Source organism: Pseudomonas sp. S3_A03, assembly GCF_054668275.1.
Map to the genome: position 1 here is coordinate 4,944,505 of NZ_CP162753.1, position 18,546 is coordinate 4,963,050.

Genomic DNA, 18,546 nt, shown 5'->3' on the forward strand with positions numbered 1-18,546 from the left:
GGCGGCAATGCCATTGCTGGCTGCCTTTGAGTGTGGTCGCGAAAAGCAGCTCGTCGATACCGGCAACGCGGTATGTATCGAGCCATGAGCGCAGCCTCGTAAGGCTAACTTGCTGATTTTTCAGCCCCTGTTCCGAGTGCGGTAGCAGGGGAGTGGACGTCTCCACCTTTTAAAAGGTTCCACACTTGGGCGCATTTAGCCACCCCTGATGGGCCCAACGGTGGTCCGTACCCTCGCGTTTGCGCTATACTCGCCGCCCTTTTTTGACTCACCTGCCAGGCGATTTCCCATGACCCACCAGGCCGCCGAAGTCGCGAAACGCCGCACTTTCGCCATTATTTCCCACCCCGATGCCGGTAAAACCACCATCACCGAGAAGCTGTTGCTGATGGGCAAGGCAATCGCTGTGGCCGGCACGGTGAAGTCGCGCAAATCCGACCGCCATGCAACATCCGACTGGATGGAGATGGAGAAGCAGCGGGGTATTTCCATTACCACGTCGGTCATGCAGTTCCCGTATCGCGACCACATGGTCAACCTGCTCGACACCCCGGGCCACGAAGACTTCTCCGAAGACACCTACCGTACCCTCACGGCGGTGGACTCGGCCTTGATGGTCCTCGACGGCGGTAAGGGCGTCGAGCCACGCACCATCGCGCTGATGGACGTGTGCCGTCTGCGTGACACGCCGATCGTCAGCTTCATCAACAAACTCGACCGCGACATCCGCGACCCCATCGAGCTGTTGGATGAAATCGAAGCGGTCCTGAAAATCAAGGCCGCGCCGATCACCTGGCCGATCGGTTGCTACCGCGACTTCAAGGGTGTGTACCACCTGGCCGACGACTACATCATTGTCTACACCGCCGGCCACGGTCACGAACGCACCGAAACCAAGATCATCGAGAAGCTCGACTCGGACGAAGCCCGCGCCCACCTGGGTGACGAGTACGACCGCTTTGTCGACCAGCTGGAACTGGTGCAGGGCGCCTGCCATGAGTTCAACCAGCAGGAATTCCTCGACGGCCAGTTGACCCCGGTGTTCTTCGGGACGGCCCTGGGCAACTTCGGTGTCGACCATGTGCTCGACGCCGTCGTGGACTGGGCGCCGAAACCCCTGGCCCGTGTCGCCAATGAGCGCACGGTGGAACCGGTCGAAGAAAAATTCACCGGCTTCGTGTTCAAGATCCAGGCGAACATGGACCCCAAGCACCGCGACCGCATTGCCTTCATGCGCATCTGCTCCGGCAAATACGAAAAAGGCATGAAGATGCGCCACGTGCGCACCGGCAAGGACGTGCGCATCGGCGATGCCCTGACGTTTTTCTCCTCCGAGCGTGAGCAACTGGAAGAGGCGTTTGCCGGCGACATCATCGGCCTGCACAACCACGGCACCATCCAGATCGGCGACACCTTCACCGAAGGCGAAGCGCTGGGCTTCACCGGTATCCCGCACTTCGCCCCGGAACTGTTCCGCCGCGTACGCCTGCGTGATCCGCTCAAATCCAAGCAACTGCGCCAGGGCCTGCAGCAATTGGCGGAAGAGGGCGCCACCCAGGTGTTCTTCCCCGAGCGCAGCAACGACATCATCCTCGGCGCCGTCGGTGTGCTGCAGTTCGATGTGGTGGCCAGCCGCCTGAAAGAGGAATACAAGGTCGAGTGCTCCTACGAGCCGATCACCGTGTACTCCGCGCGCTGGATCGAGTGCGGCGATAAGAAGAAGCTGGAAGAGTTCTCCAACAAGGCCGTGGAAAACCTCGCGGTGGACGGCGGCGGCCACCTGACCTACCTGGCCCCGACACGGGTCAACCTGGCATTGATGGAAGAGCGTTGGCCGGACGTGAAATTCCGCGCGACCCGCGAGCACCACTGATTCCTGAGCGCGGCTGAACAAAAAAGTGGGAGGGGTGATCCTCTCCCACTTTTTTGATCTCCAGCAGCCATGGGAATCCGGTAGCTAAGTCGCCAAAAAGAAAGCCCCTCCCGCCAGGCTGATGCGCAACCTGATGGGAAGGGCTGTAAAACTCAAGAGAGGCTCTGGATTGAAAACCCAGAGCCTTTTTTGTGGCGGTCAGGCCACAAACTGCTCCGCGTAGTGGCAAGCCACCTGGCGGTTGTCCAAGGCGCGCAGTTGCGGCTCCTCGGTGCTGCAGCGTGCCGTCGCATACGGGCAGCGCTTGTGGAAAGCACAGCCGGACGGCGGGTTCAGTGGGTTGGGCAACTCGCCGACGATTTTGATCTTCGGCTTGTTCGGGTCCGGGTGGATGGTCGGTGTGGCCGACAGCAGCGCCTGGGTGTAGGGGTGCAGCGGGCGGGCGTAGATATCTTGCTTGGGGCCCACCTCAACCGGGCGACCGAGGTACATCACCATCACGTCATCGGCCACGTGTTGCACCACCGCCAGGTTGTGCGAGATGAACACGTAGGCGGTGTTGAACTCCTGTTGCAGGTCCATGAACAGGTTGAGCACCTGGGCCTGGATTGATACGTCCAGCGCCGAGGTCGGTTCATCCGCCACCAGCACTTTCGGTTGCAGCATCATTGCGCGGGCGAGGGCGATGCGTTGGCGCTGGCCACCCGAGAACATGTGCGGGTAGCGCTGATAATGCTCGGGGCGCAGGCCCACCTGCTTCATCATCGCCTGCACTTTCTCGCGGCGTTCGGCGGCGGACAGGTTGGTGTTGATCAACAGCGGCTCGCCGAGTTGATCGCCGACCTTCTGGCGCGGGTTCAACGACGCGTAGGGGCTCTGGAACACCATCTGCACGTCTTTGCGCAATTGCTTGCGCTGGGCCTTGTCGGCGCCGGCGACTTCCTGGCCGGCGATTTTCAGCGAGCCTGAAGACGGCTCTTCGATCAGCGTCAGCGCACGGGCCAGGGTGGATTTGCCGCAGCCCGACTCGCCGACCACGGCAAGGGTCTTGCCGGCTTCGAGTTCAAATGACACACCATTAAGCGCGCGTACCAACGCATGGCCCTTGAACAGGCCACGGGACACTTCGTAGTGACGGGTAAGGTCGCGGGCGGTAAGAACGACGGCCATTACGCCACCTCCTGGTTCAAGGGGTAGAAGCAGCGCGCAAGGCTGTTGCTTTTCGGATCAAGGCCGGGGCGCTGGGTGCGGCAGTTTTCCTGCACATACGGGCAACGCGGCGACAACAGGCAGCCCTGCGGGCGGTCGTAACGGCCGGGCACGATGCCGGGCAACGTGGCCAGGCGTGTCGCGCCGAGGCTGTGCTCGGGGATCGCCTTGAGCAACGCTTCGCTGTACGGGTGCGCCGGAATGTCGAACAGTTGCGGTACCTGGCCGACTTCCACCGCTTGGCCGGCGTACATCACGCACACGCGCTGGGCGGTTTCCGCGACGACCGCAAGGTCGTGGGTGATCAGCACCAGGCCCATGTTCTGCTCTTTTTGCAGGGCCAGCAGCAGGTCCATGATCTGCGCTTGAATCGTCACGTCCAACGCTGTGGTCGGTTCGTCGGCGATCAATAGCTTCGGCTCGCCGGCAATCGCCATGGCAATGGCCACGCGTTGGCTCATACCACCGGACAGTTGGTGCGGGTAGGCGTCCATGCGGCTGGCGGCGCCCGGTATTTCGACTTTTTCCAGCAGTTCGATGGCGCGCTTGCGGGCTTGCTTGCCGGACATCTTCAGGTGCAGGCGCAACACTTCTTCAATCTGGAAACCCACGGTGTAGCTGGGGTTCAGCGCGGTCATCGGGTCCTGGAACACCATCGCCAGGTCTTTGCCGACGATCTGGCGGCGCTGGCGGTTGCTCAGCTTGAGCATGTCCTTGCCGTCGAAGGTCAGCGCATCGGCGGTGACGATGCCGGGGTGCTCGATCAGGCCCATCAGCGCCATCATGGTCACGGACTTACCCGAACCCGACTCGCCAACGATGGCCAGGACTTCGCCTTTGTCGACCGACAGGTCGAGGCCATCGACCACCGGCACGGCGGTCTTGTCGCCGAAGCGCACATTGAGATTCTTGATTTCTAACAGTGACATGGGAATCTCCTCAGGCGGCGTTCTTGAGTTTCGGGTCCAGCGCATCGCGCAGGCCGTCACCCATCAAGTTGATTGCCAGCACGCTGAGCAAAATAGTCAAACCAGGCAGGCTCACCACCCACCAGGCGCGTTCGATGTAGTCACGGGCCGAGGCCAGCATGGTGCCCCACTCAGGCGTTGGCGGTTGTACGCCCAGGCCAAGGAAGCCCAGCGCCGCGGCGTCGAGGATCGCCGAGGAGAAGCTCAAGGTGGCCTGTACGATCAGCGGCGCCATGCAGTTGGGCAGCACGGTGATGAACATCAGGCGCGGCAGGCCGGCACCGGCGAGGCGCGCGGCGGTCACGTAGTCGCGGTTCAGTTCGCCCATCACGGCCGCGCGGGTCAGGCGCACATAGGACGGCAACGACACGATCGCGATGGCGATCACGGTGTTGATCAGGCCAGGGCCGAGGATCGCGACGATGGCCACGGCCAGCAGCAGCGACGGCAGGGCCAGCATGATGTCCATCAGACGCATGATGGTCGGGCCGAGCAGGCGCGGGAAGAACCCGGCGAACAGGCCTAACAGAATGCCCGGGATCAACGACATCACTACCGATGACAAACCGATCAGCAGCGACAGGCGCGAGCCCTGGATCAGGCGCGAGAGCAGGTCGCGGCCCAGTTCGTCGGTGCCGAGCAGGAACTGGATCTGCCCGCCTTCGAGCCACGACGGCGGGGTGAGCAGGAAGTCGCGGTACTGCTCGCTCGGGTTATGCGGTGCCACCCATGGCGCGAAGATCGCGCAGAACACGATCAGCAGCATGAACAGCAGGCCGGCAACCGCGCCTTTGTTCTTGGAGAAGGCTTGCCAGAATTCTTTGTACGGGGACGGGTACAGCAGGCTTTGATCGACTGCCGACGCTTGTGTAGGTGTGGTCATGGTCATGATCTCAGCGCTGATGACGGATGCGTGGGTTGGCGAAGCCGTAGAGGATATCCACCACGAAGTTCACCAGGATCACCAGGCAGGCGATCAGCAGAATGCCGTTTTGCACCACCGGGTAGTCCCGCGCGCCAATGGCTTCGATCAGCCATTTGCCGATGCCGGGCCACGAGAAGATCGTTTCGGTCAGTACCGCACCGGCCAGCAGGGTGCCGACTTGCAGGCCGACCACGGTGAGCACCGGGATCAGCGCGTTGCGCAGGCCGTGTACGAACACCACGCGTGCCGGCGAAAGGCCCTTGGCCTTGGCGGTGCGGATGTAGTCTTCGCGCAGCACTTCGAGCATCGACGAACGGGTCATCCGCGCGATCACCGCCAACGGGATGGTGCCGAGCACGATGGCCGGCAGGATCAAGTGATGCAGGGCGTCGAAGAACGCGTCCGGCTCGTCAGCCAGCAGCGTGTCGATGAGCATGAAGCCGGTGCGCGGCTCGATGTCGTAGAGCAGGTCGATCCGCCCGGAAACCGGGGTCCAGCCCAGGCTCACCGAGAAGAACATGATCAGGATCAGGCCCCACCAGAAGATCGGCATCGAATAGCCCGCCAGGGAGATGCCCATCACCCCATGGTCGAACAGCGATCCTCGTTTCAATGCCGCGATCACCCCGGCCAACAGGCCCAGGATGCCGGCGAACAACAGGGCGGCCATGGACAGTTCCAGGGTCGCGGGGAAGAGGGCGGTGAACTCGGTCCACACGCTGGTGCGCGTACGCAGCGATTCGCCAAGGTCGCCCTGGGCGAGCTTGCCGACATAGTCCAGGTACTGCGCATACAACGGCTTGTTAAGGCCAAGGCGTTCCATTGCCTGTGCGTGCATCTCGGGGTCGACGCGCCGCTCGCCCATCATGACTTCGACGGGGTCGCCAGGGATCATGCGTATCAACGCAAACGTGAGCAACGTGATGCCGAAAAACGTGGGGATCAATAACCCCAATCGGCGCGCAATAAAACTAAACATCTTGGTGTGTACCTCAATCAGCCGGTTAGGCAGGTCCGGCACCGTCCCTGTGGGCGGTGCCGAGCGTTTTTCTTATTTACTTCACCTGGGTAGTGGCGAAGTTATTGGTGGTCAGAGGGCTTTGGGTATACCCCTCGACGTTTTTACGCATGGCGGTAAACATTTTCGGGTAGGCCATGGGGATCCAGGGTTGGTCCTTGGCGAAAACGTCCAGTGCTTGTTGATAGAGTGCGGCGCGTTCCTGGGGTTCAGCGTCGGCGCGGGCCTTGTCGATCAAGGCCTGAAACTCTTTGTTACACCAACGGGCGTAGTTTTCGCCGTTTTTGGCGGCGTCGCAACTCAGGTTCGGCGTGAGGAAGTTGTCCGGGTCGCCGTTATCACCGGCCCAACCGGCCGAGACCATGTCGTGCTCGCCGGCTTTGGCACGCTTGAGCATTTCGCCCCATTCCATGACCTTGATATTCACTTTCAGGCCGATCTGCGCCAGGTCCGCCTGCATGCGCTGGGCGCCGAGCAGCGGGTTGGGGTTGGTCGGCCCACCGCCGTTACGGGTGAACAGGGTGAACTCGGTGCCTTCCGGTACGCCGGCTTCCTTGAGCAGGGCACGGGCCTTGGCGAGGTCGCGCTCGGGGTTTTTCAGCTTGTCGCTGAAGCCCAGCAGGGTCGGTGGGTACGGGCCGGTGGCGTCGACGGCGTTGCCTTTGCCATACAGCGATTCGTTGTAGCCCTTTTTATCGAACGCGATGTTGATCGCGTGGCGCACCCGCGCGTCGCTCATGTACTTGTGGGTGGTGTTCAACGCGGTGTACGCGGTGGTCATTGCGGCCAGTTCATCGACTTTCAGGTTCGGGTCTTTCTTGATGCTCGGAATGTCATCCGGCTTGGGATACAGCGCGACCTGGCACTCGTTGGCCTTGAGCTTCTGCAGGCGCACGTTGTTGTCGGTGGTGATCGCCAGGATCAGCGGATCGGCCGGCGGCTTGCCACGGAAGTACTCCGGGTTGGCCTTGAAGCGCACCTGGGCGTCCTTGGCGTAGCGGATGAAGATAAACGGCCCGGTGCCGACCGGCTTGGCGTTCAGGTCATCGGTCTTGCCGGACTTGAGCAATTGGTCGGCGTATTCGGCGGAGTGGATCGAGGAGAACGCCATGGCCAAGTCGGCCAAAAACGGTGCTTCAGGACGGGTCAGGGTAAAGACGACGGTGTGATCGTCGGTCTTCTCCACGCTTTTGAGCAGTTCCTTGAAGCCCATGCTTTCAAAGTACGGGTAGCCCACGTTGGACTTGTTGTGCCACGGATGTTTCGGGTCCAGCTGGCGCTGGAAGCTCCAAAGCACGTCGTCGGCATTCAGGTTGCGCGTGGGTTTGAAGTAGTCGGTGGTGTGGAACTTGATGTCGTCACGCAGGTGGAAGGTGTAGGTCAGCCCATCGGCGCTGATCTCTGGCAGGTCTTTGGCCAGCGCGGGGACCACTTCGGTGGTGCCGGGCTTGAAGTCCACCAGGCGGTTGAACATGGTTTCGGCGGCGGCGTCAGCGGTCACGGCCGTGGTGTAAAGAACCGGGTCAAAACCTTCCGGGCTGGCTTCGGTGCAGACCACCAGTGGTTTGGCCGAAACGCCAATCGCCACGCTCAACAGCGCGGCAGCCATGGCGGCTTGTAGCGGGAGCATTTTCATTCGGAACCCTCTGCAATCGATGGGACCAGTAAAACGTAGACGGCGGGCTCGTCCTGAGCCCGCCGTTTACCTGGCGCTAATTAAAGAATTTTAAATGGGATGGTGGTGACCAGACGGAACTCTTTGATGTTGCCGTCAGCCTGTTGAGCGCTGCCACGGTGTTCGACGTAGGTGGCACGAATCGCGGTGGCCTTGAGTGGCCCGCTCTGCACGGCGTACGCCGCGCCTACACCGTATTCCTGGTGTTTCTCGCCATCCATCAAACGCAAGTCGCTGCGCGACTTGCCAGCTTCGCCGTAGGCGGTGCCGGTGTAGTGAGTACCGTCGATGCCCCAGCCGCGTGCCGAGTAGACGTTGAACTTCAGGCCAGGCACGCCGTATTCGGCCATGTTGATGGCGTAGGCCACCTGGAACGACTTCTCGTTCGGGCTGTTGAAGTCGGACGTCAGGGAGTTGGCCAGGTAGATGCCGTTGGTTTCGTGCAGGTAGTCGAAGTACTCGTCACCGTTCACTTCCTGGTATGCGAAGGTCAGGCTGTGAGCCTGGTGAGTCAGGCCCAGGGACAACGAGTAGGTATCGTTGTCGATGTCGCCCATCTTCTTGCTGCCGGTGTCGGTGGTCTTGTAGTAGTTCAGGCCGGTGGTCAGTGCCAGGGTCTGTGCATCACCCAGTTCGTGGGTGGCGCCGAAGTAGTACTGGTTCCAGAAGTCTTCGACGTTGGCCGCGAACACGCTGGTTTTCAGGCTCTTGAACGGCTGGTAGTTGAAGCCCAGGGTCTTGACCTTGTCGGTTGTCTGGCCATTGCCGTATTCGGAGCTGAATTTCGACAGGCTCTGTTCGGTACGCGGCGAAACGCGATCGAAAATGCCGCCCTGGAACGACAGGTTGCTGAACTCTTCGCTGTTGAAGCTCACACCCTGGAAGCTGGAAGGCAGCGCACGGTTGCCGATGGTGTCGACGATGCCGCTGCTGAAGTTCTGGCGACCGGCGGTCAGGGTGGTGTTGGACACGCGGAACTGCATGTTGGCCAGGCCCAGTTTGCTCCACTGATCGACTGCATCGCCGTCCGAGCCGGCCAGGGTGCGGTTGGAACCGCCCTTGATATCACGCTTGCTGCGATCCAGAACCAGCGCGTTGTACAGCGCCACTTCGGTCTTCACGCCCACGGTGCCTTGGGTGAAACCCGAGCTGGCGTTGAGGATCGTGCCTTGTACCCAGTTGGTACGGTTGCGGTCGGTTTCAGTCTTGCCGTGTTTTGTGTACGAGAAGGTGCCGCCACGGTATTTGCTTTCGTGGGAGTACCAGTTACGTGTGGTGCCGCCCAGGGTGAAGTCTTCGATAAAGCCCTTGGCCTCGCTTTGCGCGCTGGTGCCGGCCAGCGTGGTAGGCACGAAGTCCTGGCTGGCGGGTTCGGCATAGGCGGTGGCCGTGATGCTGCTGATGGCCAGGGCCAGAAGCGCTTTGCTGCTCAGTTTCATGGGTTGAAGCTCCTTTGGTTCTCTTTTTTATGCCGGTCTTTTTAGGTGGACCGGCTATTGGGTGTGTAACTCGTTCAAGCTATTGCAAACGTTTGCTGTAGGAAAAATCCCAATAAAAGGCTGCACGTTTGCCGCAGAGCCGTTTGGCTCTGCTGTCATCCGGTTATTTTCTTATGGGGTGATACTGACGCCCGAGAACACGTTGCGGCCGAAGGGGCTTACCTTGAAGCCTTCGACTTTGGCGCTTAACGGCTGGTTGACCGTCGAGTGGGCGACAGGCGTGATCGGCACTTGCTGCTTGAGCAATTGCTGCGCCTGTTTGTACAGAGCAGTCCGTTGTTCACGGTCGGTGACGACCTTGGCTTGCTTGATCAGCTTGTCGTACGCCGGGTCACACCACATGGAGTAGTTGTTCCCGCCGATGGCGTCGCAGCTGTAGAGGGTGCCCAGCCAGTTGTCCGGGTCACCGTTGTCGCCGGTCCAGCCGATCAGGCTGACATCGTGCTCACCATTTTTGGTGCGCTTGATGTATTCGCCCCACTCGTAGCTGACGATCTTCACTTTCAGGCCGATCTTGGCCCAATCGTTCTGTAGCATTTCGGCCATCAGCTTGGCGTTGGGGTTATACGGACGTTGTACCGGCATCGCCCACAGGGTGATCTCGGTGCCTTCCTTCACGCCGGCGGCCTTGAGCAGTTCCTTGGCTTTTTCCGGGTTGTAGGCGGCGTCCTTGATGGTGTCGTCGTAGGACCACTGGGTCGGCGGCATGGCGTTGACCGCCAACTGCCCCGCGCCCTGGTACACGGCGTTCAGGATGCTCTGCTTGTTCACCGCCATGTCCAGCGCCTGGCGCACTTCGAGCTGATCGAACGGCTTGTGGCGCACGTTGTAGGCGATGTAACCGAGGTTAAAGCCCGGCTTGGTCAGCAATTGCAGGTTGGGGTCGGCCTTGAGCGCATCGACGTCAGCCGGGCGCGGATGCAGGGTCACCTGGCATTCGCCGGCCTTGAGTTTCTGCACGCGCACCGAGGCGTCGGTGTTGATGGCGAAGATCAGTTGATCGAGTTGGACCCGGCTCGGGTCCCAGTACTGTTTGTTGCCCGCATAGCGGATCTGCGAGTCTTTCTGGTAGCGCTGGAACACGAACGGGCCGGTGCCGATCGGCTTTTGGTTGATGTCGCTGGGCTTGCCGCTCTTGAGTAACTGCTCGGCGTACTCGGCGGAAAGAATCGCCGCAAAGCTCATGGCGATGTTCTGCACGAACGCGGCGTCCACCGTGTTCAGCGTCATCACCACGGTATGCGCGTCGGTCTTCTCGACCTTGGCGATGTTCTTGTTCAGGCTCATCCCGTTGAAGTACGGAAACTCGGTGGGGTAGGCCTTACGAAACGGGTGGTCGGGGTCCAGCATGCGGTTGAAGGTGAACAGCACGTCGTCGGCATTGAAGTCCCGGGTCGGCTTGAACTCCTTGTTGCTGTGGAATTTCACCCCTTCACGCAGGTGGAAGGTGTAGGTCAGGCCGTCTTCGGAAATATCCCACTTGGTCGCCAGGCCAGGTATCACGTTGGTCGCGCCTTTTTCAAACTCGACCAGGCGGTTATACAGCGGCTCGGCCGCATCGTTGTCGGTGGCGGTGGTGTACTGCGCGGTATCAAAGCCTGCCGGGCTGCCTTCGGAGCAGAACACCAGGCTCTTCTTGTCGGCGGCTTGGCCCATGGTGGTCACCGCCAGCAGGCTGGTGGCAAAGATTGCGGAGAGAGCGGTGGTATGGCGCATGACGATCCCGATCCTTGTTTGTAATTGTCATCAGCGAGCAATCAGCCTGGCTTTCGGCCAGGAGGACATCACTGATCCCACGCACAGCAAGTGCCTTTCCCAAATTGAAGCCTCTGCTGTCCTACGACGTTATGGGCCGAGGACTTCGCAGTAAATGCGCCAAATCGGATTGACCCTGTAGGCAACGGAGTCGCGTACCGCAGTTCATTTCTGTAGGAAGCAGCGACTGCGAACGTGGTCTGTTTCATACGGGCCTGGCGGATGCAATAACGGCGACGTTAGGAAACGTCGCCGCCAGTGGTCCTTACTTGCCGCTTACGCTCACGCCGTAGAAGGAATTCAAGCCAAACGGGCTGATCTTGAAGTCCTGCACGGTCGTGCGCATGGGTTGATACACCGTCGAGTGCGCGATAGGTGTCATCGGGACTGCATCTTTGAGGATATGTTGCGCCTGCTTGTACAGCTCGGTGCGTTTGGCGACATCCGAGGTAGCCTTGGCTTCTTTCACGATGCCATCGAATTTTTTGTCGCACCATTTGGAGAAGTTGTTGCCGTTCAGCGAATCGCAGCCGAACAGCACGTTCAGCCAGTTGTCCGGGTCACCATTGTCGCCGCTCCAGCCAATGATCATGGCCTGGTTCTCGCCGCCTTTGGAACGCTTGATGTACTCGCCCCACTCATAGCTGGTGATCTTGACCTTCAGGCCGATCTTGGACCAGTCGTTCTGCAGCATCTCAGCCATCAGCTTGGCGTTCGGGTTGTACGGACGCTGAACCGGCATGGCCCAGAGCACGATCTCGGTGCCCTCCTTGATGCCGGCTTCCTTGAGCAGCGCCTTGGCTTTCTCCGGGTCGTACTTGGCATCCTTGATGGTGGTGTCGTAGGACCACTGGGTCGGTGGCATGGCGTTGACCGCCAGCTGGCCCGCACCTTGGTAAACGGAGTCGATGATCTGTTGCTTGTTCACCGCCATGTCCAACGCTTGGCGAACGCGCAGGTCAGCCAGTGGGTTGGGCTTGTCGTCGCCTTTGACCTTGTCCATCACGTTGTAAGCCACATAACCGAGGTTGAAACCGGCCTGGTGCGGCAGTTTCAGGTCCTTGTCTTCGCCCAGCGCCTTCAGGTCGGCCGGACGTGGGAACAGGGTGATCTGACATTCGTTTTTCTTGAGCTTCTGGATACGCACCGACGGGTCGGTGGTGATGGCGAAGATCAGGTTGTCGATCTTCACATCGGCAGGGTTCCAGTAGTCCTTGTTGCCGGTGTAGCGAATGTTCGAGTCTTTCTGGTAGCTCTTGAATACGAACGGGCCAGTGCCGATCGGCTTCTGGTTGATGTCCTGTGGCGTGCCGTTCTTCAACAGTTGGGCGGCATATTCAGCCGACTGGATCGACGCGAAGCTCATTGCCAGGTTCTGGATGAAGGCTGCGTCCACGGTGCCAAGGGTGAACTTGACGGTGTGCTCGTCGATTTTCTCGATGTTCTTGATGTTGGTGTCCATCCCCATGTCCGTGAAGTACGGGAACTCGGTGGGGTAGGCCTTACGGAACGGATCGTCTTTATTGATCATCCGGTTGAAGGTGAACAGTACGTCGTCAGCCGAGAATTCACGAGTAGGCTTGAAGTACGGGGTGGTATGGAACTTGACGCCTTCGCGCAGGTGGAAGGTGTACGTCAGGCCATCCGGGGACACGTCCCAGCTGGTGGCCAGGCCCGGAATAACGGCGGTGCCGCCACGTTCGAACTGGCTCAGACGGTTGAACATGGTTTCGGCCGAGGCATCGAAGTCTGTTCCGGTGGTGTACTGGCCTGGATCGAAACCGGCCGGGCTCCCTTCGGAGCAGAACACCAGGTTAGTTGCCGCTTGGGCAAAAGGGGCTGCGGCCATAAGGCCCGCGCTCACTAATAACGGAAGGACTGCGTGTTTAAGCATGTTGGCCTCATGATTTGTTGTCATTTTTGGTGGTGAGGGCGACCTCGTGAGTCGGCCTGCGGATACTTATGCAGGCGCCATACCCATTGCAAGATGCTGAACCGGTGCAAGGCGCAAAGAGTGGGACGAACGTACAGGAATGTCGCAATTATGAAAGTTTCGACATAATTACGTACATTTTGAGGGTTTTTTAGGTGCAAACAGCGCACTAAAACAGCCCAGCCGAGGCGTCTGGCGCACTCGGTTGGTGCGTGTTTGTTACTTATCTAGACTCACGCCATAGAACGGCGTCAGCCCAAAGGGGCTGATCTTGAAATCTTTCACTTCTTTGCGCAGGGGCTGGAAAACCGTCGAGTTCGCAATAGGCGTTATAGGTACCTGTTCCTTAAGGATTTTTTGCGCCTGTTGATACCACTTTATGCGTTGCTCGCGGTCACTGCTCAGCTTGGCTTGCTGAACCAGCTTGTCGTACGCCGGGTTACACCATTTGGCGTAATTGCTGCCCTTGACCGCGGCACAACTGTAGAGCACGCCGAGCCAGTTATCCGGGTCACCGTTATCGCCGGTCCAGCCGTAAATCATCGTGTCGTGCTCGCCATTTTTGGCGCGCTTGATGTATTCGCCCCACTCATAACTGACGATATTGGCCTTGATGCCAATCTTTTCCCAATCCTGCTGGATCATCTGGGCCGACATGCGCGCATTCGGGTTGGACGCGCGTTGTACGGTCATTGCCCATAGGTTGATGGTGGTCCCCGGTGCAACCCCTGCTTCTTTTAGTAGCGCCCGGGCCTTGGCCGGATCGTATGGGGCGTCCTTGATGGTCGGGTCATAAGACCACTGCGCCGGTGGCAGGGCGTTCTGCGCCAATTGTCCGGCGCTTTGGTACACGGCCTTGATGATTGCCGGCTTGTCGATGGCCATGTCCAGTGCCTGGCGCACCTTGAGTTGGTCCAGCGGCGGGCGATTGACGTTGTAGGCCAAAAAGCCCAGGTTGAACCCGGCCTGCTGCAACACGCGCAGGTTCGGGTCCTGTTTCATCACCTCGATGTCGGCGGGGCGTGGGTAGCCGCTGACTTGGCATTCGCCGGCCTTGAGTTTCTGCAGGCGCGACGCCGCATCCGGGGTGATGGCGAATACCAGGTTGTCGAGTTTCACATCCTCGGGCTTCCAGTACTGTTTATTGGCCGAGTAACGAATCTGCGAATCCTTCTGGTAACGCTTGAACACAAATGGCCCGGTACCCACCGGCTTCTGATTGATGTCCGAGGCCGTGCCCTGTTTGAGTAATTGCGCGGCGTATTCGGCCGATTGCACCGAGGCGAAGCTCATGGCCAGGTTTTGCACGAAGGCGGCGTCGACGTTATTCAGGTTGAAACGCACGGTGTGGTCGTCGAGTTTTTCGACATTCTTGATCGTAGTGTTCAAGCCCATGTCGGTGAAATACGGCGATTCGGACGGGTAGGCCTTGCGGAACGGGCTGTCGGCATCCAGCAGGCGGTTGAAAGTGAACAGCACATCGTCCGCATTGAAATCGCGGGTAGGGGTGAAGAAGTCAGTGGTATGAAACTTGACGCCATCACGTAGGTGGAAGGTGTATGCCAGGCCGTCCTGGGACACCTCCCAGCGTGTCGCCAGGCCGGGTTCGACTTCGGTGCCGCCGCGCTTGAACTGGGTCAGGCGGTTGAACACGGTTTCGGCCGACGCATCAAAATCGGTGCCGCTGGTGTACTGGCTCGGGTCGAAACCGGCGGGGCTGGCTTCAGAGCAATAGACCAGGGTGCTGGCGGCGTGGGCCATCGGCATGAACGCCAGCAGCCCGGCGGCGAGGAGGAGCGGTTTTAGCGCGATTCTGTCCATGGAGACTCCTGATAGGGCAGGTATATAAAGGCTGCTCAAACGAAAACGGCGGTCACCGAGGTTACCGCCGTTATGTTGTATCAGGAAGGCGTGGTTACTGTTTTAGATCGACGATGCTCGACGCCGTCAGGGTGAACGGTGCCTTTTTATTAATGGCGTAAGGGTTTGCGTCTTCGTTCAGTTTATTGGTTTCTGCGATATCGAAGGTTCGACGCGCGGTGACCTCCATATCGGGTATGGGCGCCGCATCGTTATCGAGGTCGAGTAAGTTGATGTCAGCCTCCAGTTTGACCTGGGCCGTATGTGTTTGTGGGTCATAAGTAATGATGTAGTGAGTGTCCTTGCCCCGAAATCCCACATGTTCCTGTAATTGGTTGATTTTCAACTCGACCGCTGTGGGCGCGACACTGCCCTGATGCGCGACTTCGGAGATGCGCGAGCGCAAGAGGGGGTCGGGAATGGCACTTTCAAATTGCTTGAGTCGCAGGGCCAGTGTTTCACCATCAGCTTTTCCCGAGGCGTCCAGTTTTACCGTGGTGTAACCGTCGGGTTGCTTTATTTGGACGGTGTAGCGGTCACGGTTCAAATCCTTGAGAAAGTTCTGTGAGTAGGGCGTTTCACTGTGCTCGTTGTGCTGCGCTTTTTCGCTGGAAGAAACCTCGAAGTTGTCCTCTGCAACGCTCCAGGAAACATTGAGCTTGCGTTTAAGAACGTCCCCGTCGTTGAAGTTGCTGATCGATTGCTCGTAAACGGTATCGCTGTTGTAGTTAAAGACTTTGTCAAAACGATCGGCACCGCTGGTCTTGGGATCGCCCAGTACATCGAATCCGTCGGAAAGCCGTGGCTGAATCTTCACGTTCTCTGTGGGGGGCTCGAAGGTGCGCGACTCCAAGGCCATATGCCGCCGCCCTCTATTCCTCGTCGTTGCCAGACCCCGGCTTCGTCAGGCTTGGCGACAATTGCGCTGTGCGCCAGTTTCGACGGGTCAGCCGGGTCCCTGACGCGCAATAAGTAATGCTCGCCGTCGCTGGCATCAGGCTTATCAGCGACGAAATATTTTTTATCCTTGAACTCGATTTCCCGCATACCCGGGAAGGATTGCGCGGGCTCGTTGGTGGGTTCTACATCAGGCGCTGCCTTGGGTGTGGTTGAGGCCAGATCGCGGTTGTTCAACGTTTCGGGGACGCGCGCCAGTTCAAAATCGCTCGTCTGCGGATTTAGCCGCCATCTGAAGTCGCTGTTGTCGGGGGCCACCGGGACACTGCCCAGGCCACGCTCTGCCCCTGCGGTTGCGACCTCGTGCACCAGCTGCAGGCTGCAGATGACGGCTGCGGCATTGCCGCCAACGCGATCCTCGGCCGTCATGCCATAGATGCCATCGTGCACGCCGAAGACGATGTTGCCGGCGTTGCCAACCACGGGCAGGTAGCCGAAGGTATTGCCCCAAAATTCCTTTGCGGCCTTCCAGCTTTGTTGTGAAGAACCAAAGACCTCGGTCTGGTCGTTCCATACCGCGTTTTTGGCGTTCTGAGCCTGGTATTGGGAGGCAACTTTATCCACGTTGGCGTATTTCAACCGATAGTCGGCGTGTCGCCCGCGGGTGTAATTAAAGGTTTCCCGGATCGGTATGGCCTGGTCCTTGAGGAAGTTTTGATACCCAGGATAAGTGGTGTGATTGTCGGCGATTAAATTATCAAGAACCTCGCCAGCCTTTGGCCAATGGGCGTCATGGCCTCCTTGCCGGTCACTGGCATTGAAGCTGAGTTGCAGGTGGTTGCGATTGTTTTTAGCCCAATCGACAAAACCCTTATCGCCATGTATTTCATGGGCGGCGCCATGTCGTAAGTCGATCATCAGGCCTTGATTAGGCCTATTCCTGTAATTGCCGTCATAGGGCGTATAAGGAACAAATGCATAATCCGTCAGTGGGTAGCCATAAATATTGGGAATGATAACTTGGCCGTTCTGCTCCAGTGTTCGCTTGACTGCCGCTTGGGCTTGCGCACTGAGCTTTTCAAAGCTGTCCTTGTTGTTAGCGAGGCTTTGTAAACTGCCCTTTAATACATAGGCATCCGATTTTCCTGAGCGTCGCGCAATGACGCCCGAGGCGTTCCGCATTGGTGTCGCTATCTCTTTTTCCCAATGATCTTGAAGTTTCTTACCGATGGTTTCCAGATCGTTGACCTTGCCCCGGTCTATTTCGTCGATTTCCATAAAATGAAAATTGAGCGGGCCGCCGCGTTCTACTTTGTCGTGAGCAAACGCACCCGCTGCGATTTCCCAAGCAAAATAAGTACGCTTTTCGGTGTCGGTAAGATGTTCTGGTTTGCCCAAGCCCGTATAGGAAGTAAATGTCACTGTGATCTTTTCGTGCGGGTCGACCCCCGCAGCCAATAACCCCCCGCTGAAGTACCCTGCGGGTTCCATGAACTGGCGTGCGCGTTGGAACTTAACGTTTCTTTCGCCTTCGCTGCCGCTTTCTATATTCCGGATCTGCGTTTTTACGCGATCGGCATAAGCACCGATACGCTGCTCCCGCTGATGAATGGACACGCTCGCATCCAGCGCCATCGCGGTGTTCGAACCGTAAATCGTGGCGTTGTAGGGGGCCGATTCAGCTGTGTGCCGAGGCGTTGGAGGCGGCTTTTGCCCAAGCCCGATCGTTTTGTCCTCTGCACTATTTACCTGGCCCGGCAGCTGGTTATCGGCAGAGGCTGATTCATCAATCGATCGAGGAGGGCGGCTATGCGCGGGTGAATGGGCGCCGACCACATAAGGACTCGGATTTATATTCATCCTCGGTTCCTTATTGTCGGAGCGTTTGAAACACGATGGTTTTTTGAGTCGGCGGGTCGCAAGCGGTGTGTGGGGCGGATAGTCATGTGGGTGCTCCTCGGCGGTGATCTGAATACATACCCGCTGCACGCTCCTTGTCAGGCGGGACTGTATGTATGTGTTGAAAACCGCCGCCAGGATTCCCGCATAAACGTCGCAATTAATGACCAAACGTTGCGATTGCACAGCCGATAAAAAACTACTGAATAACTTCGATCACACCATCGGCAGACATCGTGACCTGGCTGGTACCGGCCTCGACCTCAGGGATCGCCGAGTCCTCCATGGCCGCCGCTTTCATCATCATCGCGCCACGGGCGTAAGGTTGTGGGTAGCCATTGGTATTGAAGTTCAAGTTGACGATCTTGTAGCCCTTGCCGCCCAGCGCGTCGGTGGCCAGTTGCGCACGGGCTTTGAATGCAGTGACTGCGTCCTTGAGCAGGGCATCTTCGCTGGCTTTGCGCGTGGCGTCGGCGATGGCGAAATCCATGTTTTGCATTTTCAGGGTGTTAAGCAGTTCGCCGGTGAGTTTGGACAACGCCGGGAAATCCGCGCTTTCGAGGCGCAGTTCGGCGCGCTCACGCCAGCCGGTGATCTTTTGGTTCTTGTTGTCGTAGATCGGGTAGCTGTTACGGCTGCCCTGGCGCAGGGTCACGGCCTTGACTTCGCGGGCCTGGCCCAGGGCCTTGTTGAGAGTGGTGGTGATTTCGGCGGCGAGCTTGGCCGGGTCGGCGTTCTGGGACTCGGTGTAGAGGGTGACGATCATCTTGTCGCGGGCCACTTCCTGGCTGGCTTCGGCGCGCAGGGAGATCTGGTTGTAATGAAGGTCATCGCCAGCCTGTGCCGGAACGCTGGCCAGGGTGCCGACGCTGAGGGTGATGATGGCTGCATTGCGAGTGAAACGTGACATGGAAGCTCCTTGGGCGGTTCGTATCGGTATGACTGTAGACGGTAACGTCGGGTTCTTCGGGTTTACACATCAGCTACAAATTGTCTGGGCGGCGACGAGCGGTCATTTGGGTGGCCTGCGGCAAA

General features: G+C 58.9%; 13 protein-coding genes. 1 reads left to right on the plus strand and 12 read right to left on the minus strand.

Features of this window, described 5'->3' with window-relative positions:
- Positions 1 to 289: 289 nt before the first annotated feature.
- Positions 290 to 1,873 (plus strand): peptide chain release factor 3, encoded by a 1,584-nt coding sequence (locus AB4O25_RS22615; protein WP_017530137.1) that lies wholly within the window; start codon positions 290 to 292, stop codon positions 1,871 to 1,873.
- A gap of 198 nt (positions 1,874 to 2,071) precedes the next feature.
- Here AB4O25_RS22615 and AB4O25_RS22620 read toward each other — a convergent pair whose 3' ends face one another.
- From AB4O25_RS22620 to AB4O25_RS22675, 12 genes are all read right to left on the minus strand, one after another.
- Positions 2,072 to 3,043: a peptide ABC transporter ATP-binding protein gene (locus AB4O25_RS22620; RefSeq protein ID WP_068938064.1), complete on the minus strand. Its 972-nt coding sequence runs from the start codon at positions 3,041 to 3,043 to the stop codon at positions 2,072 to 2,074.
- Positions 3,043 to 4,011 (minus strand): ABC transporter ATP-binding protein, encoded by a 969-nt coding sequence (locus AB4O25_RS22625; RefSeq protein ID WP_017530135.1) that lies wholly within the window; start codon positions 4,009 to 4,011, stop codon positions 3,043 to 3,045. Before AB4O25_RS22625 ends, AB4O25_RS22620 begins: the two co-directional genes overlap by 1 nt.
- Before the next feature lie 10 nt (positions 4,012 to 4,021).
- Positions 4,022 to 4,933: an ABC transporter permease subunit gene (locus AB4O25_RS22630; protein ID WP_017530134.1), complete on the minus strand. Its 912-nt coding sequence runs from the start codon at positions 4,931 to 4,933 to the stop codon at positions 4,022 to 4,024.
- A gap of 10 nt (positions 4,934 to 4,943) precedes the next feature.
- Positions 4,944 to 5,954 carry an ABC transporter permease subunit gene (locus tag AB4O25_RS22635; RefSeq protein WP_017739471.1) on the minus strand — a complete coding sequence of 337 codons (1,011 nt, stop codon included), beginning with the start codon at positions 5,952 to 5,954 and terminating at the stop codon, positions 4,944 to 4,946.
- 76 nt (positions 5,955 to 6,030) lie between these two features.
- Complete coding sequence (locus AB4O25_RS22640; RefSeq protein ID WP_017530132.1) at positions 6,031 to 7,629, minus strand: ABC transporter substrate-binding protein; 1,599 nt, start codon at positions 7,627 to 7,629, stop codon at positions 6,031 to 6,033.
- Positions 7,630 to 7,709: 80 nt separating this feature from the next.
- Entirely contained in the window at positions 7,710 to 9,107 is a 1,398-nt protein-coding gene (locus AB4O25_RS22645; protein WP_017530131.1) for an OprD family outer membrane porin, read from the minus strand.
- A gap of 171 nt (positions 9,108 to 9,278) precedes the next feature.
- Positions 9,279 to 10,823, minus strand: coding sequence for an ABC transporter substrate-binding protein (locus tag AB4O25_RS22650; RefSeq protein ID WP_370737714.1), 1,545 nt, complete (start codon positions 10,821 to 10,823; stop codon positions 9,279 to 9,281).
- A gap of 364 nt (positions 10,824 to 11,187) precedes the next feature.
- Complete coding sequence (locus tag AB4O25_RS22655) at positions 11,188 to 12,816, minus strand: ABC transporter substrate-binding protein (RefSeq protein ID WP_017530129.1); 1,629 nt, start codon at positions 12,814 to 12,816, stop codon at positions 11,188 to 11,190.
- 258 nt (positions 12,817 to 13,074) lie between these two features.
- On the minus strand, positions 13,075 to 14,676 hold the full coding sequence (locus tag AB4O25_RS22660) for an ABC transporter substrate-binding protein (RefSeq protein ID WP_017530128.1): 1,602 nt from the start codon (positions 14,674 to 14,676) through the stop codon (positions 13,075 to 13,077).
- Positions 14,677 to 14,770: 94 nt separating this feature from the next.
- Positions 14,771 to 15,574: a hypothetical protein gene (locus AB4O25_RS22665; protein ID WP_460149992.1), complete on the minus strand. Its 804-nt coding sequence runs from the start codon at positions 15,572 to 15,574 to the stop codon at positions 14,771 to 14,773.
- The gene (locus tag AB4O25_RS22670) at positions 15,529 to 17,472 is read right to left on the minus strand and encodes a hypothetical protein (RefSeq protein ID WP_460149993.1); all 1,944 of its coding nucleotides are present in this window, start codon (positions 17,470 to 17,472) and stop codon (positions 15,529 to 15,531) included. The genes AB4O25_RS22665 and AB4O25_RS22670 overlap by 46 nt, the downstream gene beginning before the upstream one ends.
- A gap of 238 nt (positions 17,473 to 17,710) precedes the next feature.
- The gene (locus AB4O25_RS22675) at positions 17,711 to 18,421 is read right to left on the minus strand and encodes an SIMPL domain-containing protein (protein ID WP_065877300.1); all 711 of its coding nucleotides are present in this window, start codon (positions 18,419 to 18,421) and stop codon (positions 17,711 to 17,713) included.
- Between the last annotated feature and the right edge of the window lie 125 nt (positions 18,422 to 18,546).